14 protein-coding genes are annotated in these 25319 nt (G+C 63.1%); 5 read left to right on the forward strand and 9 right to left on the reverse strand.

Annotation, left to right across the window (positions count from 1 at the left end; all coding sequences use genetic code 11):
- Positions 1 to 548: 548 nt before the first annotated feature.
- The 6 genes from ACTHNE_RS19405 to xylA all read right to left on the reverse strand — a co-directional run bounded on the left by ACTHNE_RS19405 (position 549) and on the right by xylA (position 9046).
- The gene (locus ACTHNE_RS19405) at positions 549 to 2159 is read right to left on the reverse strand and encodes a family 43 glycosylhydrolase (RefSeq protein WP_324937891.1); all 1611 of its coding nucleotides are present in this window, start codon (positions 2157 to 2159) and stop codon (positions 549 to 551) included.
- A gap of 90 nt (positions 2160 to 2249) precedes the next feature.
- Positions 2250 to 3392 carry a sugar ABC transporter permease gene (locus tag ACTHNE_RS19410; protein ID WP_324937889.1) on the reverse strand — a complete coding sequence of 381 codons (1143 nt, stop codon included), beginning with the start codon at positions 3390 to 3392 and terminating at the stop codon, positions 2250 to 2252.
- 189 nt (positions 3393 to 3581) lie between these two features.
- On the reverse strand, positions 3582 to 5114 hold the full coding sequence (locus tag ACTHNE_RS19415; RefSeq protein WP_324937887.1) for a xylose ABC transporter ATP-binding protein: 1533 nt from the start codon (positions 5112 to 5114) through the stop codon (positions 3582 to 3584).
- A gap of 10 nt (positions 5115 to 5124) precedes the next feature.
- Positions 5125 to 6126 (reverse strand): D-xylose ABC transporter substrate-binding protein, encoded by a 1002-nt coding sequence (gene xylF, locus ACTHNE_RS19420; protein WP_440270083.1) that lies wholly within the window; start codon positions 6124 to 6126, stop codon positions 5125 to 5127.
- 113 nt (positions 6127 to 6239) lie between these two features.
- Positions 6240 to 7724 carry a xylulokinase gene (xylB, locus tag ACTHNE_RS19425; protein ID WP_324937692.1) on the reverse strand — a complete coding sequence of 495 codons (1485 nt, stop codon included), beginning with the start codon at positions 7722 to 7724 and terminating at the stop codon, positions 6240 to 6242.
- Positions 7725 to 7732: 8 nt separating this feature from the next.
- Positions 7733 to 9046 carry a xylose isomerase gene (gene xylA / locus ACTHNE_RS19430; RefSeq protein WP_324937690.1) on the reverse strand — a complete coding sequence of 438 codons (1314 nt, stop codon included), beginning with the start codon at positions 9044 to 9046 and terminating at the stop codon, positions 7733 to 7735.
- A 234-nt stretch (positions 9047 to 9280) separates the two neighbouring features.
- On the opposite strand from xylA, the gene ACTHNE_RS19435 reads away from it, so the two are divergent.
- From ACTHNE_RS19435 to araH, 4 genes are all read left to right on the forward strand, one after another.
- Positions 9281 to 10465 (forward strand): XylR family transcriptional regulator, encoded by a 1185-nt coding sequence (locus ACTHNE_RS19435; protein ID WP_324937688.1) that lies wholly within the window; start codon positions 9281 to 9283, stop codon positions 10463 to 10465.
- 276 nt (positions 10466 to 10741) lie between these two features.
- Positions 10742 to 11746 carry an arabinose ABC transporter substrate-binding protein gene (locus tag ACTHNE_RS19440; protein WP_440270084.1) on the forward strand — a complete coding sequence of 335 codons (1005 nt, stop codon included), beginning with the start codon at positions 10742 to 10744 and terminating at the stop codon, positions 11744 to 11746.
- A gap of 228 nt (positions 11747 to 11974) precedes the next feature.
- Positions 11975 to 13495 (forward strand): L-arabinose ABC transporter ATP-binding protein AraG, encoded by a 1521-nt coding sequence (araG, locus tag ACTHNE_RS19445; RefSeq protein WP_324937684.1) that lies wholly within the window; start codon positions 11975 to 11977, stop codon positions 13493 to 13495.
- Between the two features lie 34 nt (positions 13496 to 13529).
- Entirely contained in the window at positions 13530 to 14516 is a 987-nt protein-coding gene (araH, locus tag ACTHNE_RS19450) for an L-arabinose ABC transporter permease AraH (RefSeq protein WP_440270085.1), read from the forward strand.
- A 133-nt stretch (positions 14517 to 14649) separates the two neighbouring features.
- Here araH and ACTHNE_RS19455 read toward each other — a convergent pair whose 3' ends face one another.
- From ACTHNE_RS19455 to ACTHNE_RS19465, 3 genes are all read right to left on the reverse strand, one after another.
- Positions 14650 to 18420 carry an autotransporter outer membrane beta-barrel domain-containing protein gene (locus ACTHNE_RS19455; protein ID WP_440270086.1) on the reverse strand — a complete coding sequence of 1257 codons (3771 nt, stop codon included), beginning with the start codon at positions 18418 to 18420 and terminating at the stop codon, positions 14650 to 14652.
- 116 nt (positions 18421 to 18536) lie between these two features.
- The gene (locus ACTHNE_RS19460; RefSeq protein WP_440270087.1) at positions 18537 to 18698 is read right to left on the reverse strand and encodes a hypothetical protein; all 162 of its coding nucleotides are present in this window, start codon (positions 18696 to 18698) and stop codon (positions 18537 to 18539) included.
- Between the two features lie 396 nt (positions 18699 to 19094).
- Entirely contained in the window at positions 19095 to 22352 is a 3258-nt protein-coding gene (locus tag ACTHNE_RS19465) for an autotransporter outer membrane beta-barrel domain-containing protein (protein WP_440270088.1), read from the reverse strand.
- Between the two features lie 530 nt (positions 22353 to 22882).
- Here ACTHNE_RS19465 and ACTHNE_RS19470 point away from each other — a divergent pair.
- Positions 22883 to 25282, forward strand: coding sequence for a WD40/YVTN/BNR-like repeat-containing protein (locus ACTHNE_RS19470; protein ID WP_324939866.1), 2400 nt, complete (start codon positions 22883 to 22885; stop codon positions 25280 to 25282).
- Positions 25283 to 25319 lie beyond the last annotated feature (37 nt).

Consider the following 25319-nt stretch of genomic DNA (forward strand, 5'->3'; position numbering starts at 1 on the left):
ATCTCCGGCGCCGTTTTTTTGTGCCTGAAGCCAATGTAGGTTGGGTTACCCCGGACGTGATGCGGGGGACACCCAACAATGCCGCGCCGCAGATGTTGGGTTACCCCCGGATCAAGTCCGGGGTAACCCAACCTACGGTGACGTCTTCGCGCTTTTTTTGTTGACGCAGAACCACGTGAACGGCACCGAGCCATTGCCGCACGTGATCTCGCAACCGGCCTCCACCACGCTCGGATATCGCAGGTTGCGAGCTCGCACAAAAAAACGCCGGTGAAGCGATCCCGCTACACCGGCGCCCGTCCAAATAACGGCACCAGGGGTTGGCATACCGTTACCTGCACTTCTCGATCCACGATTTGTCTGGGGTGGATGACGAGGTGAAAAGGTAAGGCCTCATGCACGATGTGAGGAGGGCCAAAGTGGTCCAACAAACTGTAGGAATGGGCCAATTGCTCAGCAACGTGCGCAACGCCGTAGGTTGGGGTGCGAACCCCAACATCGTGATCTTCATCGAGATGGCGACGTTGGGGTTTGCACCCCAATCTATGTTAGCCAATGGCGCGGTAGGTGAAATCCCTGATCCGGATGCTGCCCTTGTTCGCGCTATAGATGCCGACCTTCAGGCTGAGAAAGCCGCCGAACACATTGTGATGCATGCCGGACGTTTCCATGCGCAGGCCATGCAGCACCCAGGTTTTGCCGTCGTCGTGGGAGTAGTGCCAAGTCACTACGTTGTTGTCGTTCATCAGCCGGATGCGCACGCTGGAAGTGGGCATCGCCTGCTGCATCCAGGCCAGTTCATCGGCGTATTCGAAGGTCTTCATGTGCTGCGGCGTAAAGCCCACGCCCACAAAAGCCTTGTGGTTGTAGAACAGCAACACGCCGCCTTCGGCATCATCGAGCAAATCGAGGGTGACTTCCGCCACGTAGCTGCGATCGCCGACCAGGCAGGTCAGCGGCGAGCTGTCCGCGGGCGACTGGCCTTTGGCAGCCAGCAGCAGCGCGCCTTTTTTGTGCTGCACCCGCTGCATGTCGCCAGGCGCGGGCTGAAACAGGCTCCATTGCACGCCGAACTTGTTGCGCGTGAAGTCATCCGACAGTGCGAATCCCGACGCGCTGCGCTGGCCGCCCTTGGGCGCCGGCAACGGCCTGGAAAGATCGCCGCCCTTGGCACGGAACCAGCCATCGGCGGTCCATTCGATCGGTTCCAGCAGCGTCTGACGACCCAATGTGCGGAAGCCGTTTTCGTAGCCGTGATACACCATCCACCAGTCGCCGGCCGGGCCTTCCACCAGCGATGCATGCCCGCGCGACCACCACGGTTCCGCCGCGCTGGTGGTGCGTACCAATGGATTGTGCGGACAGTGTTCCCATGGGCCGTGGATGGATTTGGAACGCGCCGCAATCACCATATGGCTGGTCGGCGGGCCTGCCGTGCCGCCCACGGCGGTGATCAGATAGAACCATTCGCCATGGCGCAGCAGCTTCGGGCCTTCCGGCGCGAAATCCTCCACCACCCAATCATCCGGATAACGCCACGGGCTGTAGGCCGGTTCCAGCGAACCATCCGTGGCAAGACCATTGTCGGCAAGGCGAATCTTGCGGATGCCGTTGACGAATAGATAGCGCTTGCCGTCTTCGCCAACGATATGACCGGGATCGATGCAGCCGGGGATCTTCAGATCAATGGGATCGCTCCACGGCCCGTGGATGTCGTCCGCCCAGATCACATAGATCGACCACGCCTGTCCCTGCGGGGCCGCGGGAATGTAGATGAAATAGCGGCCGTCGTGCTTGCACAGGTCGACCGCGAACACGGTGCCGATGGACTTGGATAGCGCAGCGGTGATCGGCGACCAATTCAGCAGATCGGTGGCATGCCAGATCACGATGCCCGGATAGGCATCGAACGGCGTGAATGTCATGTAGTAGTCGGCGCCATCTTTGAGGATGGTGGGATCGGGATGATCGCCGGCGACGATGGGGTTGAGATAGGTGCCGTTGCCGAGGTCGGCCTTGCGTTGGTTTTCGGGACCGTGCGCCCATGCGGGTGGTTTTTCCGCGCATGCGTTCGACGGCGTCGCCTTCAAGGCGAACGGCGCGGAAGCGGCGCCGGCGGCAAGCAACTTGAAAGCGTTACGGCGAGAGGTATCCACCATGTCTTAGCCTTGTAGGTTGGGGTGCAAACCCCAACACCGTGATCCTCATCGAGATGGCGACGGTGGGGTTTGCACCCCAACCTACGGAAGTCAGTCGCGCTTGGTGCCTGACAGCACATCCACCCACACCGCGATCACCAGGATCGAGCCCTTCACGATCAACTGCCAGTAATTGTCGACGTCCATCATCGACATGCCGTTGTCGAGGCTCGCCATCACCAGCGCGCCGATCAGCGCGCCATGCACCGTGCCTGCGCCGCCGCGCATGGAAGCGCCGCCGATAAAACACGCCGCGATCGCATCGAGCTCGCCGTTGGTACCTGCCGAAGGCGACCCGGCGGCCAGGCGTGCGGTGTTGATGATGCCGGCGAAGGCGCACATCAAACCCATCAGCGCGAACACCACCATCTTCACGCCGGCCACGTCGATGCCGGAAAAGCGGCTCGCTTCCATGTTGCCGCCCACCGCGTAGATGTGCCTGCCGAACACGGTCTGCGTGGCGATGTAGGTAAAGATCGCCAGCAGCGCGAGCAAGATCATCACCGGCAGCGGTACGCCGTTGTAGCGGTTGAGCATCACCAGAAAGCCCGCCATCACCGCGCCGATCGCGATCAGCTTGAGCGTATCGCGCCACGCCGCCGATTGCGGAATCGACAACGCCGCACGCCGCTTGCGCCGCATCGCCGTCATGGCGACCAGCGCGGCGAAGATGATCGCCGCCAGCCAGTTCGATAGCGTCGGGTTCACGTAACCTTGCGCGAGATAAACCATGTCCGCCGGCACCGGCGCGATGGTGGCGCCATGCGTAATGCCCTGCAGCACGCCGCGGAACGCCAGCATGCCGCCCAGGCCGACGATGAACGACGGCACGCGCAGGCGCGTCACGATAAAGCCGTTGAGCAGGCCCGCGGCAAGGCCGAGAAGCAGCACCACGATCACGGTAGGCCATGAGCCCCATGCCAGGTTCACCGTCATCACTGCGGCGATACCGCCGAGCAGACCTAGCAGTGATCCGACGGATAGATCGATTTCCCCCGCAATGATCACGAACACCATGCCGCAGGCGAGCATGCCGGTGATCGAGGTCTGGCGCAGCAAATTGGAAAGATTGCGCGAGCTGATGAAGGCGCCGTCGGTGGCGATGTGGAAGAAGACCCAGATGACGGCCAACGCCAGCAGCAGCGCCAGGATCTTGTAGCGGACGAATAGGGCTCGGAATTCTTGTGCACGCATGATGAAGCTTTATTCCTTGAAGCTGTTTGTTCTGGTGTATAGCCCAGTTCGGCAATCTCCGATCCTTCCGGACGTCATTACCGCGAAAGCGGGAATACATCATGCCCTTGGCGAAAAGTCAAAATGGATTCCCGCTTTCGCGGGAATGACGGCAATGCAGAACTGCGCATCCCCGAATGATGTAAGTACCTACGCCCTCTTCGCCTGCGGAATCGCCGCCGCCATGACTTGCTCCTGCGTCAGCCCTTCGTTGGGCAGATCCGCGCATAAACGCCCTTCCCCCATCACCAGCACGCGATCGCTGGTGCCGAGAATTTCCGGCAGCTCGGAAGAAACCAGGATGATCGAGATACCCTCTTTCGCCAGCTCGAAGATCAGCCGATAGATATCCGCCTTGGCACCGACGTCCACGCCGCGCGTAGGCTCGTCGAGAATCAGGATGCGCGGCCGCGTCAGCAGCATGCGGGAGAACAAGGCCTTCTGCTGATTGCCGCCGGAGAGGTTGGCGATCGGCAGCGAAGCGTTCGCCGCCTTGATGTGCATCGACGCAATTTGCGCTTCGGCCACCGTCCATTCGCGTCCGCTGTCCACGTGACCCGCACTGGCGTAATGCTGCAAGGTCGCCAGGGTGATGTTCTTGTCCACGCCCAAGAGCGGCACGATGCCGTAGCGCTTGCGGTCTTCCGATACCAGCCCCAGGCCGGCGCGGATCGCATCGCGCGGCGAGCGGATCTTGAGCGGTTTGCCGTCCAGATACAGCTCGGCCTGGCTGCGGCCGGGATAGGCGCCGAAGATCGCGCTGACCAGTTCGGTGCGGCCGGCGCCGACCAGGCCGGCGATGCCGAGAATCTCGCCCTTGCGCAGCGAGAACGAAACGTCTTTCACGCGCTGGCGCGATGGATCGGTGAGGTCGTAGCAGGTGACGTGCCGTGCTTCGAACACCACCGCGCCGATCTCGTGCGCCACCTTCGGGTAAAGCGTTTCCAACCGACGGCCCACCATCATCGCGATGATGCTGTCTTCATCCAGCTCGCTCATTGGCTTGGTGGCGACGTGCTTGCCGTCGCGGATTACGCTGACCGTGTCACAGATGCGCGCCACTTCGTCCAGCTTGTGCGAGATGTAGATGCAGGCGATACCGCGCTGCTTGAGGCGTTCGATGATGCCGAGCAATACATCGGTTTCCTTCGAGGACAGCGACGAGGTCGGCTCGTCGAAGATCAGCAGGCGCGCATCCTTGGCCAGCGCCTTGGCAATCTCGAACAATTGCTGGTGGCCGCCGCCAAACGCCTTCACCGGCAGCGCGACGTTCACGTCATCGAGCTGCAGGTCTTTCAGCAGCGTGTGCGCACGCGCGTACATGGACTCGTAATCCATGCGTCCGCCGGGCAAGGTCAGTTCATTGCCGAGAAACAGGTTCTCGACCACGGAAAGCTCCGGCACCAGCATCAGTTCCTGGTGGATGATGACGATGCCGGCCTGCTCGCTGTCGCGCACCGAGCGCGCCTGCAGCGGCGTGCCTTGCCAACGGATTTCGCCTTCCCAGGTGCCGTGCGGATAGACGCCCGAGAGCACCTTCATCAAGGTGGATTTGCCGGCGCCGTTCTCGCCGCACAAGCCTAGGCATTCACCGGGACGCACCTGCAGGTCGATGCCGTCCAGCGCGTATACGCCGCCGAACGCTTTACGGATGCCCCGCATTTCGAACAGATAATCGCTCATGCCGGTCGACTCAGTGGCCGTAGATCTGGGCGTGCGTGTAGAAGCCGTCGCGAATCACGACGTCCACGTTCTGCTGCGTCAGCAGGATCGGATCGAGCAGCACCGTGTTGACGTCCTTGCTGCCGTTGTTGAGGGTGGTGGTGTATTTCGGTTTTTCGTCGCGCACCAGTTCCACCGCAAGCTGCGCCGCTTGCGTGGCAATCTGCTTGATCGGCTTGTATACGGTCATCGCCTGCGTGCCGTCGATCACGCGCTTGACCGCGGCCAGGTCCGCGTCCTGCCCCGACACCGGCACCTTGCCGGCCAGGCCTTGCGCGGCCAGTGCCTGGATCGCGCCGCCGGCGGTGCCGTCGTTGGAGGCGACCACGCCCTGGATGTTGTTGGCGTTGGCAGTCAGCGCGTCCTCGACGATGCGCAGCGCCTTGGATGCATCCCAATCGGGCGTCCATTGCTGGCCGACGATCTTGATCGCGCCGCTGTCGATCGCCGGCTGCAGTATTTTCATCTGGCCCTGGCGGATGATCTTGGCGTTGTTGTCGGTGGGCGAACCACCGAGCAGGAAATAATTGCCCTTGGGCGCCCGGTTCAACACGCCCTGCGCCTGCAGCTCACCGACGCGCTCGTTGTCGAAGGTGATGTAGGCATCGACGTTGGCGTTGAGGATCAGGCGATCGTAGGACACCACCTTGATGCCGTTGCGCTCGGCCTCGGCTACCACGTTGCTGAGCACCTTGGAGTTGAACGGCACGATCACCAGTACGTCCACTTCGCGCGCGATCAGGTTTTCCAATTGCGCCACCTGGCGCTCTTCGCTCGCATCGGCCGACTGCACATAGACCTTGGCGCCAAGCTTGGTGGCGGCGGCGACGAAGTAGTCGCGGTCGTGCGCCCAGCGCTCCAGGCGCAGGTCGTCGATGGAGAAGCCGATGACGGGGTGTTCTTTGCTGGCGTGGGCGGTTGGGATGGCGGCGATGGAAGCGAGCAGGCCCAGGCCCATGCCGATAAGCTTCAACCTCGTCATTCCCGCGAAAGCGGGAATCCATTTTGCTCTTTGGCAAGAGCCGAAGATGGATTCCCGCTTTCGCGGGAACGACGGCCGTGCAAGATTCATGGCCATCCTTATCGTCATACCGTCTCCTCTGCCCGATACACACCGGCAAGCTGACGATACAACGCGCGGAACTTCGGTTGCCGGCGTTCGCGGAAATACGCATGCCGTGCGGCATTCGGCTCACGCACCGCGGTCACTTCCGGCATGCTGCACACGTCCGTCAACGTAGCACCCGGTTCGGCCGCCAGATGCGCGAGACGTGCCGCACCCAGCGCCGCACCCACTTCGCCACCGGCGCGCAAGGTCAGCGGACGGCCGATGATGTCGGCCAGCATCTGTGTCCAGTATGCGCTGCGCGAACCGCCGCCGATCACGGTGATGTCATCCGCATGCAAACCGGCGGCATCCACCGCTTCGATGCCATCGAGCAGGCCAAGCCCCACGCCTTCCAGCGTGGCATTGGCCAGGTCCGCGCGCGCGGTATCCGCGCGCAAACCGGTGAACGCACCGCTGGCGTGCACGTCGTTGTGCGGCGTGCGTTCGCCGCTGAGATACGGCAAAAACACCGGACCGTCGTTGCGCAGGCCGGCGCGCTCGGCGTCGGCCAGCAGCGCCGGTACGTCCGCATAACCGCCCAGGCTGGCGGTGAAATCAAGGCAACTCGCCGCGCTCAACATCACCGACATCAAATGCCACGTACCCGGCAAGGCGTGACAGAAACTGTGCACGGCCTGTTCGGGCCGCGCGAGATAACCGTCGGAAACGGCGAAGTACACGCCCGAGGTACCCAGCGACAGCATCGCCTGCTTGTGCCGCACGATGCCCACGCCGACGGCGCCGGCCGCATTGTCGCCGCCACCGGCCGCCACCGGCACGCGCTGCATGCCCCAGCGATCGGCCAGTGCCTGGCTGAGATGGCCGGTGACCGCGTTGCCTTCGTAGACGGTCGGCATGGCATCGAGCGGCAAGCCGGTGGCGTCCAACATCTGTTGGCTCCAGCCGCGTTCGGCCACGTTCAACCACAGGGTGCCGGCCGCGTCCGATGCATCGGTAGCGTATTCGCCGGTAAGGCATAGCCGCAGGTAATCCTTCGGCAGCAGCACTTTGGCGATCTGCTCAAACACCGCCGGCTCATGCTCGCGCAACCACAAGAGCTTGGGCGCGGTGAAACCGGGCATGGCCAGATTGCCGGTGATGTCGCGAAAACCTGGCCAGGTTTCCATCGCACGGCACTGCGCGTCGCTGCGGCCGTCGTTCCACAGGATGGCCGGACGCAGCACACGGTCGTCCTTGTCCAGCACGGTGGCGCCGTGCATTTGCCCGCTCAGGCCGATGCCAGCCACCTGGCGCGGCGCGATGCCTGCCCTGCCCGCCTCGGTCAGTACCTGCTCGATCGCCGCTTGCGCAGCGGTCCACCAGGCGCGCGGATCCTGTTCGGACCAGCGCGGTTGCGGATTGGATACGGTCAGCGCATGCGAAGCGCTCGCACGCACCTTGCCGGCATGGTCGATCAACACGGCCTTGATGGCCGAGGTCCCCAGATCTATCCCCAGATACATGCGCCGGCTCAGCCGTAGATGTACGCGTTGACCAGGTTTTCCAGATATTCCTGCTGTCCGGATACGTGCGACGGACGCAGGTCACGCTTCAGCGCTTCCTGCGCCAGCGATTCGAGCGTGTAGCCGCCTTCCAGGATCTGCTTGCCCAGGCCCGCATCCCAGCCGGCGTAGCGCTTGGCCTTGAACTCGGCCAGTGCGTCGCGCTCGATCATCTTGGCGGCGCGCTCCAGTGCCAGCGCCAGCACGTCGATGGCGCCGATGTGGCCGTGGAACAGATCGGCCGGGTCGCTGCTCTGGCGGCGCACCTTGGTATCGAAGTTGAAACCGCCGGTGGTGAAGCCGCCGTGGCGCAGGATTTCGTACATCACCAGCGTCATTTCTTCCACGCTGTTGGGGAACTGGTCGGTGTCCCAGCCGTTCTGCGGATCGCCGCGGTTGGCGTCGATGCTGCCGAACAGGCCCAGCGAAATGGCCGTGGCCACTTCATGCTGGAAGGAATGCCCCGCGAGCGTGGCGTGGTTGGCTTCCAGGTTCACCTTCACTTCCTGCTCGAGGCCAAATTCCTTGAGGAAGCCGAACACGGTGGCGGTGTCGTAGTCGTACTGATGCTTGGTGGGCTCCTGCGGCTTGGGCTCGATCAGGATGGTGCCCTTGAAGCCGATCTTGTGCTTGTGCTCCACCACCATCTGGAAGAAGCGTCCGAGCTGCGCGCGCTCGCGTTTCAGGTCGGTGTTGAGCAGAGTGTCGTAGCCTTCGCGGCCGCCCCACAGCACGTAGTTGGCGCCGCCCAGGCGATGGGTGGCGGCCATGGCGTGGAACACCTGGGCCGCGGCGCAGGCGAACACTTCCGGCTGCGGATTGCTGGCTGCGCCCGCGGCGTAGCGCGGATGACTGAACAGGTTGGCCGTGCCCCACAGCAATTTCATGCCGGTCTCAGCCTGCTTGGCCGCCAGCACGTCCACCATCGCGGAAAGGTTGCTTACGTATTCGGCCAGGCTGTTGCCTTCCGGCGCCACGTCGGTGTCGTGGAAGGTGTAGAACGGTGCGCCCAGGCGCTTGAAGAAGTCGAACGCGGCATCGGCCTTTTCCTTTGCACGCTGCATCGGGTCGCCGGCTTCATGCCACGGGCGGCCGAAGGTGCCATGACCGAACACGTCCGAACCAGGCCACACGAAGCTGTGCCAGTAACACACCGCCAGACGCAGGTGCTCATCCATGCGCTTGCCCAGCACCAGGCGGGCCGGATCGTAATGGCGAAACGCCAGGGCGCCGGGGTTGGCGCCGGCCTGGCCGATGGGGGAAATACGCTCGAAGTAACTCATGGAAAGCTCCTGAACCAACTGGGCATCCGGTTCGGTTCGCGCAGGCATTGCCGCGCGCGCAAACCGGATCGGCACATCTTTGTGGATGCTGCAATTGGCGTGTTTGGGTGGCAATTGCGAAATCTGTCAGCCGCGCTAGATTTTTCTTTGTCGCGTTGCGTCATGTGCCTGATCCTGCGAACTGTTAGCGTCGCGTTACGGCACACGCCGTTGTAGCAGGTCAGCTGTCCGCCCATGACAAAGCCACACCGCATTGCGCTGCTCTTCAATGCCAACAAGGTGTATGACCGCCAGGTCATCGCCGGCATCGGCCAATATCTCACTTCTACCCGCGTAAAGTGGGATTTATTCATGGAAGAGGATTTCCGCAGCCGCACGGTGGGCATCCACCAGTGGCGCGGCGATGGCATCATTGCCGACTTCGACGACCCGGTGGTGTGCGAAGCGCTGGCTTCCATGCCTATTCCTGTGGTCGCCGTGGGCGGCTCCTACGCCGACGAAACGCATTACCCGCACAACATCCCTTACGTCGCCACCGACAACCACAAACTGGTGCGGCTGGCCTATGACCATCTGATCGAACAGGGCCTGCAGCGCTTTGCCTTCTACGGCCTGCCGCCCAGCCCCGGCTGCCGCTGGGCGCACGAGCGCGAACTGGCCTTCATGCAGATGGTGCGAGCGGACGGACTGGACGGCACCGTCTACCGCGGCTCCTCCACCAGCGCCGGCGGCTGGGGCCGCGCGCAGGAAGACCTGGTGACATGGGTGCGCTCGCTGCCCAAGCCGATCGGCATCATCGCCACCACCGATGCGCGCGCGCGGCATCTGTTGCAGGCATGCATCGTGGCGGACGTGCCGATTCCCGAACAGATCGCCATCGTCGGCATCGACAACGATCCCATTGCGCAGCTGCTGTGCCGCATTCCGCTCACCTCGGTGATCCAGGGCGCTGAGGAAATGGGCCGCATGGCGGCGCAGGTGCTGCACCAGATGTTGCATGGCGGCGATTGCTCCACCACTCGCGTAATGGTGCCGCCGGTGGGCATCAACGTACAGGCCACCAGCCTGCACCAGCCCTTGAAGAGCCCGTACGTGATGCGCGCAAAGCACTACATTCGCCAATACGCGTGCCTGGGGATCAAGACCGAACAGGTGGCCGACTACGTCGGCATCTCGCGCACCCTGCTGGAAGAACACTTCAAACGCGAGCTGAAGCAGTCGGTGCACCAGACCATCCTGGAGCACAAACTGGAAATGGCGCGCAGCATGCTGGCCGATCCATCCATTCCCTTGACCGACGTAGCGGTGCGCAGCGGCTTCACGTCGCTGCAATACATGTACGCGGTGTTCCGGCGCGAGTTCAATTGCACGCCGCGGCAGTACATGGAAAACGCCAGGGAAAGCATGCGCAGCCATTGAAAGCCGCGTCTCGTCTTCAGTGCGCGCCATCGTCTACATTGGCGATGAGCTTGCATCCACTCCGATACCAATGTGGATATCTGAAGATGTCAATTTCTTATTGGAAGGCTTCCGGCCTTGTTTCTAGACTCGGCGATGGACTTGCGAGCGCAGGCGCGTGATACGGCACCGTGAAGCATCAAGCCGCCGTCATTCGAACGGCGAACCGCACCAAATCACGGCGCAACCATTCGGCGATCCACACGCATCCACATCGCCACACCGGAGGACATCGACATGACCAGCACCATCCGCGGCAGGACCCTGCGCGCCCTATGCGCCGCCCTGGTCATGGCCTCGCTCGGCCTTAGCGCGTGCCACCACGCGGATACACCCATCAAGATCGGCTTTCTCGTGAAGATGCCCGAGCAGGCATGGTTCATCAACGAAGAAAAAGCGGCCACCGCGCTCGGCAAGAAGGAAGGCTTCTCGGTGGTAGGCATCGGCACGCCGGATGGCGAAAAAGTGCTCGCCGCCATCGACAATCTCGGTGCGCAAGGCGCGCAAGGCTTCGTGATCTGCCCGCCCGATGTGCGATTGGGGCCGGCCATCCGCGCGCGCGCCAAGCAGTACGACATGAAATTCGTGACGGTCGACGACCGCCTGGTCGACGGCTCCGGCAAGCCGCTGGAAGGCGTGCCGCACTTGGGCATGTCCTCGTTCAAGATCGGTAACCAGATGGGCCAGGCGATCGCCGATGAAATGAAACGGCGCGGCTGGAAACCGGAAGAAGTGGGCGCACTGCGCATCACCAGCAATCAATTGCCCACCGCCAAGGAACGCACCGACGGCGCCACCGAAACCCTGCTCGCCAGTGGCTTCAAGAAAGAAAACATCTTCGACGCGCCGCAGCGCACCACCGACGACGAAGGCGGCTTCAATGCGGCATCACCCGTGCTTGCGCAACATCCGGACATCAAGAAATGGGTGATCTACGCACTCAATGAAGAAACCGTGCTCGGTGCCGTGCGCGCGACCGAGCAATTGCATATTCCGTCCGAGGACGTGATCGGCGTGGGCGTCAATGGCGCCGGCGAGGCATTTGCCGAGTTCCAGAAAAAAGAGCCCACGGGCTTCTACGGCACCATTGCGGTGAGCTCGACCAACCACGGCAGGGACAGCGCACAGAACCTGGTGGACTGGATTCGCACCGGCAAGGAACCGCCTGCGGATACGCAGACGGCGGGCAAGTTGATGACGCGCGATAACTGGCAGGCGGTGCGTGCCGAATTAGGCATCTAATTAGAGAATGCCTCTCAAGCATGCATTTTCGGAGTTCGCCAGGATGCGCCCCCTCCCCTGCGCGCAGGGGAGGGCTGGGGTGGGGTTGCATGGGCTTGCGGCAATGCTTGAACTCTTCTGCGAGACGGCTTCACCCCACCCTAATCCTCCCTTACTACACGTAGGGGAGGGAACTGTTCGCGGCAAGCAACAAGTCTCATCCCGCTTGAGTGCACTTGGATTCGCCCTATGACGCACGCGAACGCAGCCATTCAACAACCCAACCACGCCTACCTCGAGCTCCAGGGCATCACTGTGAGCTTCCCCGGTGTGCGTGCGCTCGACGGCGTATCGCTGGACGTGCGTGCCGGCGAAGTGCACGGCCTGATGGGCGAAAACGGCGCGGGCAAATCCACGCTGCTCAAAGTGCTCTCCGGCGTCAACCAGCCGCAAGCAGGCACGCTGAGCCTCAACGGCGTCACGCACCGCTTCACCACTACCCGTGCAGCGATCGACGCCGGCATCGCGATCATCTACCAGGAGCTGCACCTGGTGCCCGAGCTCACAGTGGCCGACAACCTGATGCTCGGGCAATTGCCCAATCGCCTCGGCATGCTCGATCGGCGCGCGCTCATCCAGCGTACGGCGAACGAGCTGGAGCGCCTGGGCGAGCGCATCGATCCGCGCACGCCGGTGAAGTATCTGTCCATCGGCCAGCGCCAGATGATCGAGATCGGCAAGGCGCTGATGCGCGATGCGCGCGTGATCGCCTTCGACGAGCCGACCAGTTCGCTCTCCGCGCGCGAAACCGACAACCTGTTTCGCATCATCAAGGCGCTGCGTGCCGACGGGCGCGCCGTCATCTACGTCACGCACCGCATGGAAGAAGTGGATGCGCTGTGCGATCGCGTCACAGTGTTTCGCGACGGCAAGCGTATCGAAACGTTTCCGTCCGTGGCCAACCTCGACCGCCATCGCCTGATCACCGCAATGGTGGGCCGCCCGATCGCGGACGTCTACGGTTATCGCCCGCGCCCCGCCGGCGAAACACTGCTGGAAGCCAAGGGCCTGATGGGCCCCGGACTGGCCGCGCCCGTGTCGTTCACCGTGAGGCGTGGCGAGATTGTGGGTTTCTTCGGCCTGGTCGGCGCGGGACGCTCCGAGCTGATGAAGCTGATCTATGGTGCGACTCGCGCCAGTGCAGGCCATGTCGAACTCGGCGGCAAACGCGTGGACTTCGCCAGCCCGCGCGACGCAGTCCGCGCCGGCATTGCGCTGTGCCCCGAGGATCGCAAACAGGAAGGCATCGTCGCGATCGCCTCGGTGGCCGACAACCTCAACCTCAGCGCGCGCCGCCATTCCTGCCGCTCAGGCTTTCTCATCGACGCCAAGCACGAGCGCGCGCTGGCGCAGGAATACATCCGCAAGCTGGCGATCAAGACCCGTAACGGCGACACGCCGATCGGCACGCTTTCCGGCGGCAACCAGCAGAAGGTGATCCTGTCGCGCTGGCTGGCCGAGCGTATCGAAGTGTTCCTGATGGACGAACCGACGCGCGGCATCGACGTGGGCGCGCGCGCGGAAATCTATCACCTGCTTTACGACCTGGCCGAAGCCGGCCGCAGCGTGCTGATGGTGTCGAGCGATCTGGCCGAGGTGATCGGCGTCGCCGACCGCATCATCGTGATGCGCGAAGGACGCATCGTCGGCGACGTGCCGAAGGCCCAGGCCAATCCCGGCGACCTGATCAAGATGGCGCTGCCGCGCTGACCGCATACAAGACGAGCCTGAGATGAATCAAGTCATGCAACCTGCCCAAACGCCGCCCACCGAAACCACCCTGCCCTTGCGTGCACGCGCATGGGCGATGATCAACCGGTCCGGCATCGTGGTGGTGTTCGTGTTGCTGTTCGCGGTGCTCGCCGCGACAGTGCCCGGCTTCCTGACCACGCGCAACATCCAGGGCCTGCTGCTGTCGGTCACGCTGATCGGCTCGGTCTCGGTCACCATGATGTTCGTGCTGGCACTGGGCGAAGTCGACCTGTCGGTGGCCTCGATCGTGGCGTTCGCGGGCGTGGTGGCGGCCACCGTCATCACGCAATCGCACAGCGTGCTGCTGGGCGTGGCCGCCGGCATTCTGGCGGGCGGCGCGGTCGGCCTGGTGAACGGGATATTGGTGGCGCGCTTCAAGATCAACTCGCTGATCGCCACGCTCGCCATGATGGAGGCCGTGCGCGGTCTGGCCTACATCACTTCCAACGGCGACGCGGTGATGATTTCCGAGGAGCGCTTCTTCGATCTGGGCAGTGGTTCGTTGTTGGGCATCTCCTATCCGGTGTGGAGCACCATCGTTGGTTTCGTGGTGTTCGGCTTCCTGCTTAACAAGACCGTATTCGGCAAGCACGTGCTCGCCGTGGGCGGCAACAGCGAAGCGGCGTTCCTCGCCGGGCTGCCGGTGGTGCGCATCAAGGTCATGGTGTTCGTGCTGCAAGGATTGGTGACGGGCTTCGCCGGCGTGATGCTTGCCTCGCGCATGAGCCTGGGCGATCCGAAGACCTCTGCCGGACTCGAGCTTGGCGTGATCTCCGCCTGCGTGCTGGGTGGCGTATCGCTCACCGGCGGCATGGCGACGATTTCCGGCGTACTGGTCGGCGTGCTGATCATGGGCGCCGTACAGAACGTGATGAGCCTGATGAACGTGCCCACGTTCTATCAATACCTGATCCGCGGCGGCATCCTGTTGCTGGCGGTGTTGTTCGATCAGTATCGGCGCAGCCGGCGGCGCGTGTGATCGTTGCGAGACGGCGACGAAACCTGTCGTAGGCTGGGTTAGCGTCAGCGTAACCCAACGAATCGTCCGAAAACGTTGGGTTACGCTGCGCTAACCCAACCTACGACCAGCATTTCGCCTCATTCAGGCACTATCACCAGTTGATGCGAATACCCGCCTTGCCGCTGTAGCCATCGCTGTGGTTATCAACACCAATGTCATACCCGGCATTGGCATAGATAAACACGTTGCGCGCCAATTGCGAGCTGATGCCTGCGCGCAGACCCACCCAGGTGCCCTTGAGGTCGGAGTGGAAGCTTACCGGCGTGGTCGGCGTGGAGAACGACACGCCCGGATTGGCCATGAACTCGCGCCACAGATCCACACGCAGCCAGGTGCTCATCAAATGCGGCTGTGCAGCGTCGCTGCCAAGCGCCCAGTTCTTCTTCACCTCGCCGCCGATGCGGCCAGCCAGCGAATTGGCGTTGCCGAAGTAAACGTCGGAAGCGACATCGGATGCATCGTTGAAGGATGCGCGCTGGTACACCACCTGCGCCTGCGGCACGAACACCCAGCCGTTGCGCAACGGCACCGGATAGCCGCCTTCGAGCGATGCGGCGATGCCGCGGCCTTCGGTCTTCAGCGGCGCCATGCGCGTTGAGCTGGCCTTGACGTTATAGCCAGTGCCCTGCACCACCGCATCCGTGTACCAGCCGGATGGGCCGAAATGCGTCCAGTAGCCGCCGAGCGTGTAGTTCTGCAAGCGATCGCGACCGGCCAGGCTGCCGTCGAAGTGCTTGACGTCACCCGCGATCTGGCCGAGCGCAATATAGACGCCGGCGATGTCGCTGCCGTTGTCGTGCTGGCCGCGATACAGATCGACGCCCGCCTGCAGCGCGAACATATCGTCGTTGTAGCTCGGACCCTTGTCGCCATAGATGCCGAGCGAACCGCCATCGCGCGAACCGTGCTGCGCGATCACGCGCGCCCAGCTGCTGTCGGCATGCTCGTTGCCGGCCTGTAGCACATCCTCGCCGGTGCGTTCCTGCAGGCTGTCCATCAGCCCCTGCCCGTACGACAGCGCCATCGAGGGAATGGCGGTGTAAAGCGACACTTCCTGGCGATAGAGCGGAAGGGTGGTCTGCGTGCCAGTGCTGGAGGGCGACGGCGACGGTGCGGGAATGGGTGCAGGTGAAGGTGCAGGTGCCGGTGCCGGCGTAGGTGCCGGTGCCGGTGCCGGTGCCGGTGCCGGTGCCGGTGCCGGTGCCGGTGCCGGTGCCGGTGCCGGTGCCGGTGCAGGTGCAGGTGCAGGTGCAGGTGCAGGTGCAGGTGCGGGTGCGGGTGCGGGTGCAGGTGCAGGCGTCGGCGCGGGCGTGGGTGTCGGACCAGGTGCGGGCGTCGGCGCAGGCGTGGGTGTTGCGCACGCCGCAGCGCCCGGCATCAGCGAGCAATCCAGCTGCGAACGCAGATACCAGTTCTGCGCACTGCTGCCGTCGGTGCTGCCGCGATAGAGCGAATACTCATACGGACCGGCCGCCACCGCACTAGCCAGGCTGAAAGCGCCGGCAGCCGTGGTGCCGCCGTTGATCGCCTGCACCACCTCGATACCGTTGGCCGTGGTCAGCGCGCCAGGACCACCGGCGTTGGTGATGCGCAACGCGGTGCTGCCGGTGGCCGTACCGCCATTGATCACCAGCAGATCCGACGGCGAACCGTCGCCACCGAGATACGTATTGAGCGCAACCACACTGCCCGTGCCACCCACGTAATGGGTGGTGACGAGCTTGTTGCCGGTACCGGTACCGCCCACCTGCACCAACCCGTTGTTGTTCAACGTACCGTTGACGGTGAAGCTGCCCTTGGTGTTGCTGCCCAACGCGGACAGTGCATCGGCCACCGCGATCGTGCCGCTGTTGTTCACCGTGCCGGTTACGCCGCCATAGCCGCCCAACGTTGCGCCCGACGCCACCGAGGTAGTACCGCCGCCGCTCAACGCTGCGCTCGTGTGGCTGTCATCGCCAATCGCCAGCGTGCCGGCGTTGACATTGGTGTCGCCGGTAAACGGATTGTCGGCGTTGAGGACGACCGTGCCGCTGCCGAGCTGGTTCACGCCGCCGGTACCGGAGATGACGCCGGCAAAGTTGTAGGTGTTGGAGCGGTTGAAGGCCAGCGTCCCGTTGTCGGCCACGTCGCCCACGATCGAACCGGTGGTGCCACCGTTACCCAATTGCAACGTGCCGGCCGTGATCGTCGTGCCGCCGGCATAAGTGTTGTCGTTCGTCAGCACGGTGGTACCGCTGCCGATCTGGCTGACCGCACCGCTGCCGGAGATCACGCCACCGAAGCTGTAGACGTCGGAACGGTTGAACGCCAGCGTGCCGTCGTTGGTAACGTCGCCGGTGATCGAACCGCTGGTGCCGCCGTTGCCGAGCTGCAGCGTACCAGCCGCGATCGTGGTGCCGCCGCCGTACGTGCTGTCACCCGCCAGCACCAGCGTGCCGCTGCCGGCCTTGGTCAGTGCGCCGGCGCCGGTGATGCCCTGCGCGAACGTGCTGTTGAAGGCCTGCGTATCGATCGTGCCGCCGGCAGCGTTGATGGTGACCGCGCGTGACGATGCCGGATCGAAACTCTGCGTGAGCTGCAGCGTACCGCCGTTGAAGGTGATGCCGCCCGATGTATTGCCCAGTGCAGTGTCCGCACCGACCGCCAGCGTGCCGTTGTTGATGAAGCTGCCGCCGGCATACGTATTGACACCGGTCAGCGTGGTCGTGCCCGAACCCATCTGCACCACGCTGCCGCTGCCGGCAATGACGTTGCCGAACGTCAGCGCATCGCTGCGGTCGAAAGCCACGGTGCCGTTGTCGGTGATGGTGGCCGTATTGATGTTGCCCGCCGTGCCTCCGTTGCCCAATTGCAACGTGCCGCCGTTGTCCACCGTCATGCTGCCGTTATAGGCCGTCGTATCGGCGGAGAGAATCAACGTGCCACCCTGCACATCGACCGAGGTCAGCGCAGGCAGATTGATGTTGAGCGGATTGGCGATGGTCCAGGTGCCGCTGTCCTGCTTTTGCAGCGTCTGAAAATTGGTAATTGGGCTGGACAGCGTGTCGCTGCCGGTACCGTTCAAGATGAGCAGGTTGGTACCGCCGCCGCCATTGATGCTGCCCGTGACCGTAGAGCCGGTGTACAGATGCAGGTTATCGTCACCATTTGCGAAGCTCAGATTGCCGATCACCTGGCCTTTATTGGTAAAGTCCAGTGCCGTGGCGCCGTTGGCCCCCACCACGCTGGCATTGGCCACATCGGTTCTGATGATTCCCGACGCCTCGTTGATGATGGTGTTGCGCCCTGAGGTGGCCTGCAGCCAGATTGCCGCGTTCTTGGGATTCCAGATGGTGCCAAAGTTATCGATGGTGTTGCCGGTACCCATCGGATTGACCGCTTCGGCCTGCAGGTTGCCCCCTACTTCGTTCGACTTCACCAGTGCGCCTTGCTGCACGAGCAAGGTACTGTTGTTGTTGAACTCAATGGTATTGAAGCCACCGTTGGGATAATTGCCACCGGTCGATGTAGCCGTGTTCTGTACCTGAGAATTGGCGCCCAGCGTGATGGTCGCGTTATTGCCCAGTGAGATGGCAGATACGTTGCCTGTTACAACCTGGGCACCAGGGTCCAGTGTCACGGTCGCGCCGGAAGCCGTCGAACCTCCCGTGCCAATAGCGCTGGTATACGGCGACGGCGCATTTGTATCGCACGTCGTAGCGTTGCTGGCGGTGGTGCAGTTGGCATATGCGTGCGACGCCATCAGACTCAGAGACGTCATCACCGCCAGGCAAACAGCCTTGTGCTGCGGCCATGTCGGCTTGCTCGGCTCGGCGGAGGAATGGATGGAAGAGCGGTTAGTGCGCGTCGTTTCGTATTGCATGGATAAGCCCCTAGTTGAAGTGATATTCCTTTGCCGGCAACCACCCGCAGTCGAACGAGCGCCATCCGCGTCGATGCCGCGCATCGATGCAGGCGCTGTGGGTTCAGTGCGGAAGGTCAGCCGGCAGCGCGCTGGCAAGCCACTTTCATGGCCTCGCAGCAGCGCTGCTCTGCGTTGGGCAATACGATACCGATGAATTTTGTCCGACCGATCAGACAATTCCTAAAAGCAAAAAAATAAAAGAGAACTGATGACTGGTTTTTGTCCTGTTCGGCCATGGACCTTGTCATGAAGAACCAATACCTGTCTCAACACGCCAGTCACTAACAGGGATCATGTCCCGCATTGACAGTCGCCGCGCCATGCATGGCGAACTGACGGCCCTCATGCATGGCGCTCGTGCATGACGATTCGGGGCGCTGATTGGGGGCGAAACGGATCAAGCAAAACCGGATGTCGCAAAAAAGGCCGCGCTGCAGCAATCTGCAGCGCGGCCCGACATCACACCTGCATCACCAATGCATGCGGAAACCCAGCGCGCCGGTCACACCATGGCTGTCGCCAAAGTGCGACAAGCCGGTCCTGCCCTGCACTTCGCCTGGAAATTCGACGTTACCGATTCGTCGCCCCGGATCAGTCCGGGGCAACCCAACGTACGACGCTGTGTTCGAACATCACCAATTGATGCGAACACCCACCTTGCCGCTGTAGCCACTGCCGTGGTCATTGACGCCAGCGTCATACCCGGCACTCGCATACACGAACACGTTCCGCGCCAATTGCGAACTGATGCCCGTGCGCAAGCCCACCCATGAACGCTTGAGGTCGGAGTGGAAGCTCACCGGCGTGGTGGGCGTGGAGAACGCTACGCCCGGGTTGCCCGCGAATTCGCGCCACATGTCCACGCGCAGCCAAGTGCTCATCAGCTTGGGACGCGTGGGATCGCTGCCGAAGAACCAGCTTTTCTTCACCTCGGTGCCGACACGGCCGGCCAACGCATTGGCGTTGCCGAAATACACGCTCGATGCCGCATCGGCGGCATTGTTGAACGACGCGTGCTGATAGACGAGCTGCGCCTGCGGCACGAATACCCAGCCATGCGGCAGCGCTATCGGATAGCCGCCTTCGGCGGATGCCCCCACGCCGCGGCCCGTGGTTTTCAACGGCGCCATGCGCGTGGAAGTGGCCGTGACGCTGTAGCTCGTGCCCTGCATCACCACATCCGTGTACCAGCCGGATGGACCGAAGTGGGTCCAATAGCTGCCGAGCGTGGCGTTCTGCAACCGATCATGGCCGGCAATGCTGCCGTCGAAATGCTTTACGTCACCCGCGATCTGGCCCAGCGCGATATAGACGCCAGTGGCATCGCTGCCGCTGTCGTGCTGACCGCTATACACCTCGACGCCGGCCTGCAGGGCGAACGTGTCAGCACGGTAACTCGGCCCCTGGTTGCCATAGATGCCGTTCGCACCACCGTCGCGCGCGTCGTGCCGCGCGATCACTCGCGCCCAGGTGGCCTGGCTATGCGCATCGTCGGGCGGCAAGTCCTGGCTGCGCTCCTGCAGGTTGTCCATCAGGGTTTGCCCATAGGACAGCGCCATCGTCGGTACCGCGGCGTACAGCGATACTTCCTGGCGATAGAGCGGGACGGTCGCCTGTGTGGGAGGCGTGCCTGAGCTGGGCGATGGTGTTGGTGTTGGTGCAGGCGTCGGCGTTGGTGCCGGCGTCGGTGTTGGCGCAGGCGTCGGCGTCGGCGTCGGCGCAGGCGCAGGCGTTGGCGTTGGCGCCGGCGTTGGCGCCGGCGTTGGTGCAGGTGTCGGTGCCGGTGTTGGTGCCGGCGTCGGCGTTGGTGTCGGCGCAGGCGTCGGTGTCGGCGCAGGCGTTGGTGCAGGCGTCGGTGTCGGCGCAGGCGTCGGCGTCGGCGTCGGTGCAGGCGTCGGTGCCGGCGTTGGCGCCGGCGTCGGTGCCGGTGTTGGTGCCGGCGTCGGTGTCGGTGTCGGTGTCGGTGCCGGCGTCGGCGTCGGTGTCGGTGTCGGTGTCGGTGTCGGTGTGGGTGTGGGTGTGGGTGTGGGTGTGGGTGTGGGTGTGGGTGTGGGTGTGGGTGTCGGTGTCGGTGTAGCACACGCCGGTGCACTCGGCATCAGCGAGCAATCCAGTTGCGAGCGCAGGTACCAGCTGTCCGTGCTGCTGCCATCGGTGCTGCCGCGGAACAGCGAATACTCGTACGGGCCAGACGCGACCGCACTGGCCAGCGTGAATGCATTGGTCGCCGTCGTGCCGCCGTTGATGGTATCCACCACTTCGATGCCGTTGGCGGTGGTGAGCGCGCCCGGGCCGCCCGCGTTGGTGATGCGCAGCGCCGTGCTGCCAGTGGCCGTGCCGCCGTTGATGACCAGCATGTCGGAGGCCGAGCCATCGCCGCCGAGATACGTATTGAGCGCCACCACACTGTTGGCGCCGCCGACGTAACTGCCGGTGATGAGCTTGTTGCCCGTGCCGGTACCGCCTACTTGCACGAGTCCGTTGTTGTTCAACGTACCGTTGACGGTGAAGCTGCCCTTGTTGCTGCCCAGCGCCGACAGCGCATCGGCCACCGCGATGGTGCCGCTGTTGTTCACCGTGCCGGTTACGCTGCCATAACCACCCAGCGTCGCACCCGACGCCACTGTGACGGTGCCACCGCCGCTCAAGGCCGCACCCGTGTTGCTGCTGTCGCCTACCGCCAGCGTGCCCGCGTTGACGTTGGTATCGCCGGTGTAGGTGTTGTTGCCGTCGAGAATGGTGGTGCCGCTGCCAAGCTGGTTGACGCCGTTCAGACCGGAAATGACGTGGTTGAACGTATACGTGTCGCTGCGATCGAACGCCACCGTGCCGCCGGTACCGCTGTTGACGTCGCTGGCGATGTCGCTGTTGATGCCGCCCGCAGTGCCGCCATTGCCGAGCTCCAAGGTGCCGCCATTGGCGAGCGTTACGGTGCCGTTGAAGCTGGCATTGTTGGAAGCCAGCACCAGCGTGCCCTCTTGCACGGTGATGGCCAACTGTGCGGAAGGATTGGCGCTGGTGTTCACCATGTCGCTGCCCAGCGTCCAGGTGCCGGCATCCGTCTTGATGAGGCTACTGAAATTCAGCAGCGCGCCTTGCTGCGTGCCGGTATCCGGGCCCATCAGCGTGATGCTGCTGTTGCCGCTGCCGCCGTCGATCGTGCCGGTCACATTGGAGCCGGTGTAGAGCGTGACTTCGTTATCACCGCCAGTAAAGGCGATGTTGCCGGTGACCGTGCCGCCGACGTGGTTGGTGAACATCACACTGCCGTTACCGGCATTGCCGATGGCGGTGGCGTTGCCGCCATTCACGCCGGTCTGGATGCTGCCGTAATTGTCGACGGTGTTGGAGGTACCGGCTTGCGTCACCTGGTCCTGAAACCAGATCGCCGCCGCGCCTTGCGAGCTGATGGTGCCGTTGTTGAGGATGGTGTTGCTGTTACCCACCACGTTCACGGCTTCGGACGTGCTCGACGAACCGGTTTGCGTCACCTGCGAGTTGGCGTCGACGGTCAGCGAGCCGTTGTTGCGGAATTCGATGGTGCTGTAGCCCATGTTGTAACCACCCACGTTGCTGCTGTTGGTGGTGGGGCTGTTGGTAACGGTGGCGCCTTGCAGGGTGATGGTGGCGTTGTCGCCCAGGCTGATGGCGTTCTGCGTGGCGCCTACGTTGATGGTGGCGCCGTTGCCCACGTTGACCGTGGTGATGGTGTTTTCGCTGCTGCCCGCACCGATCTGCGTGGAGTACGGATTGGGCGCGGTGCTGTCGCAGGTGATCGTGGACGTGTCTCCACCGAGCACGGTGCAATTGGCATGCGCCGTTTTCACGAAGACAAACGGGCTGGCAAGAATGGCGGACGAGGCGATGATGCGCGTTGCGACTTGCTTCACAATAAGGTCCTGCGTCAATGTCAAAGGGAGTGACGTAGTTCGCAGTCGCCGCGCCGAGCACGCAGCCGTACGCATCGGCGCGTGGCGTCGATGGTGCAGATGTCCCTGTCCCCTGCGAAAAAAAACAGCCAACCGCACGCTGCAGCCTATGCATGGCATCGCAGCGAGATCGCTGTCTGGTGCTGCACAGGATAACCTGCGTGCAAGCAGCACTGATCCGCTTACATGAAAAAATAAAATGATCAGATGACTTGTTTTTGTCCCTCTCCAGACAAGTCCGCAACGGTTGTCAGCATTGCGCAAGGGCAATGTTTGCGGTGCGTCACGAATGTCTCAACAGGCCGGTCATGGTCATTTCCAGACAAGGCACTTCGAACTCGTTTCGAAGTAGATTGCATTTGGCTTTAAGCAAGCTTGCGTTGAAAGCGATGCACTCGCGAACAACGCCGGGACGAGCGCCCTGTTGGGTAACGTAATGGATCAGCGGCACCCCACCTTGCGTTTGATCCGTTACACCAACTGGAGGGGCAATGAAAAAACGTTTGTACCAGGCCATCACTCGCGGATTGGCTTGCAGCGCGCTCGCCGTGCTGTCGCTATCGCATGCAGGCGCACTCGCCGCGCAGACTACGCAACCCAGCTACACCTGGAACAACGTGCGCATCGTCGCCGGCGGTTACGTCGACGGCATCATTGCGCATCCCAAGCAGCAAGGCTTGTTCTACGCACGCACCGACGTGGGCGGTGCCTACCGGTGGAATGCAAGCCAGAACAAGTGGATCGCGCTGAACGACTGGACGCCGCCGTCGAACCAGGGATGGACGGGCATCGAAAGCATCGCCATCGATCCCAACAACCCCAACATGCTGTTCGTGGCGGCGGGTTTGTACGTCCATTCATGGGCTAGCAACGGCGCGATACTGGTATCGTCCGACCAGGGCAACAGTTTCACCGCCTACCCGTTGAGCTTCCGCGTCGGCGGCAATGAAGACGGACGCAACGTCGGCGAACGTTTGCAGGTGGATCCGAACGACGGTTCCGTGTTGTTTTACGGCACGAGCAACGCCGTTTACTCCAATCCCAGCGGCGGTCCCCAGCAAGTCACCGGCAAGGATGGCTTGTGGACCAGCAAGGACAAAGGCGCAACGTGGACGCAAGTCAGCGGCTTCACCGCGTTGAACGCCGACGGCGTCGGCGAAGGCATCGCTTTCATCGCCTTCGCGCCGGCCGGTGAAGCGGCGGGCACGCCGACCAAGACCATCTACGTAGGCGTATCGACCGACACCGCATCCGTCAATAACACCACGCTCTACGTAAGTACCGATGCGGGCGTTACCTGGAACCCGGTAGCTGGCGGCCCTACCAATGAATTGCCGCAGCGTGGCGAGCTTGGGCCGGATGGCAATCTCTACATCACCTACGGCAACAGCTTCACTCAAGACCCCAACACCAAGGCCATCACCTATACCTATGCGGTCGGCCCCGGCGGCATGACCATGGGCGCAGTGTGGAAGTACGACACCGTGCACCACACCTGGACGGACATCACGCCTGTTGATCGCTTCAACTATGCTTCCGGCTACAGCGGCTTGTCGGTCGATCCTTCGCACCCCGGCACGCTGGTGGTGATGACGATGGATCATTGGTGGCCGATGGACACCATGTATCGCAGCACCGATGGCGGCGCCAGTTGGATCGACGTAGGCGGCGCCACCTGGAATGGCGTTCCGCCGACTTCCGGCACGTATGCCATTCGCGATTCCAGCCTGCAGCCGTGGGGCGTGCCGTCCGGACAGACGCAGCCTGGATTCGGCAACTGGGGCGAAGTGGTGATCGACCCGTTCAATGGTGCGCACGCCATGTACGGCACGGGCGGCACGATCTGGACCACCTACGACCTGACCGATACCGATGCCGGCAAACCGACGTACTGGTCGGTCGGCGCCAGCGGCCTGGAAGAAACGGCGGTGGTGACGCTGCTGTCGCCCACCTCCGGTCCGCACCTGCTCAGCGGCCTCGGCGACGTCTGCGGTTTCGTACACACCAGCCTGACGGCGGTACCGCAGGCGCAACCGAACAATCCCACTTGCGGCGACAGCATCGGCACCGGGTTGGACTACGCCAAGTACGCTCCTTCGACGATCGTACGCATCCTGGCGCACGGCAATAGCACGCTCACCTCGTACGGCTCGATCTCGCGCGATGGCGGTTCCACCTGGACGGGCTTTGCCAACCAGGCAGGCTCACCCAACGGCGGCGGCACCGTGGCTATTTCCGGTGACGGCAAGACCATCGTATGGTCGCCCAGCGATGTTGTGCCGGTGGTGTCGAACGACAGCGGCACCACCTGGACGAAGGCCAGCGGAAGCAGCCTCGCGTCGCTGCCGATGGGCGCGCAGGTGCTGTCCGATGGCGCCAGCGGCAACGTGTTCTACGCACTGGATGAGGCCAACGGCGTCTTCTACAACAGCACCAACAAGGGTGTGAGCTGGCAAGCCGTCAACACGAGCTTGCCGAAAGTGTCCCCCTCCTACCAGCACAGCCAAGCCACCGCCGTCACCGGCGTTCCCGGTGAAGCGAAAGCCGGCGACGTGTGGATCACCACGGTGACCGGCCTGTTCCGCAGCACCAATTACGGTGCTACCTGGAACCAGGTCGACGCCGGCAGCATCACGTCGGCGTCATCGGTCGGCTTCGGCAAGGCGGTCACTGGCTCGCATTACCCCACCATCTACCTGTCCGGCACGGTGAACGGTGTTACCGGCGTGTTCCGCTCCACCAACGTCGGCACCACCTGGGTGCAGATCAACGACACGCTGCATCAGTGGGGTGGCGCGGCGCTGGTGGTCGGTGATCCGAGAACCTTCGGCACGCTCTACATCGGGCCGAATGAAGCGCGCGGCGTTATTTACGGTACGTCGCAGAACTGATCGATGTTTGACTCCCTTCCCTGCCGCAAGCGCGGAA

Origin of the sequence: Dyella sp. (genome assembly GCF_051954575.1) — a bacterium.
Taxonomy (GTDB): Bacteria; Pseudomonadota; Gammaproteobacteria; order Xanthomonadales; family Rhodanobacteraceae; genus Dyella_B.

Coding starts and splice junctions, on each gene's coding strand:
- ACTHNE_RS19410 (WP_324937889.1), bottom strand. CDS start 3,392: ATGCGTGCACAAGAATTCCGAGCCCTATTCGTCCGCTACAAGATCCTG.
- xylA (WP_324937690.1), bottom strand. CDS start 9,046: ATGAGTTACTTCGAGCGTATTTCCCCCATCGGCCAGGCCGGCGCCAAC.
- ACTHNE_RS19470 (WP_324939866.1), top strand. CDS start 22,883: ATGAAAAAACGTTTGTACCAGGCCATCACTCGCGGATTGGCTTGCAGC.
- ACTHNE_RS19435 (WP_324937688.1), top strand. CDS start 9,281: ATGACAAAGCCACACCGCATTGCGCTGCTCTTCAATGCCAACAAGGTG.
- araG (WP_324937684.1), top strand. CDS start 11,975: ATGACGCACGCGAACGCAGCCATTCAACAACCCAACCACGCCTACCTC.
- ACTHNE_RS19455 (WP_440270086.1), bottom strand. CDS start 18,420: ATGCAATACGAAACGACGCGCACTAACCGCTCTTCCATCCATTCCTCC.
- ACTHNE_RS19460 (WP_440270087.1), bottom strand. CDS start 18,698: ATGGCCGAACAGGACAAAAACCAGTCATCAGTTCTCTTTTATTTTTTT.
- ACTHNE_RS19415 (WP_324937887.1), bottom strand. CDS start 5,114: ATGAGCGATTATCTGTTCGAAATGCGGGGCATCCGTAAAGCGTTCGGC.
- ACTHNE_RS19405 (WP_324937891.1), bottom strand. CDS start 2,159: ATGGTGGATACCTCTCGCCGTAACGCTTTCAAGTTGCTTGCCGCCGGC.
- ACTHNE_RS19440 (WP_440270084.1), top strand. CDS start 10,742: ATGACCAGCACCATCCGCGGCAGGACCCTGCGCGCCCTATGCGCCGCC.
- araH (WP_440270085.1), top strand. CDS start 13,530: ATGCAACCTGCCCAAACGCCGCCCACCGAAACCACCCTGCCCTTGCGT.
- xylB (WP_324937692.1), bottom strand. CDS start 7,724: ATGTATCTGGGGATAGATCTGGGGACCTCGGCCATCAAGGCCGTGTTG.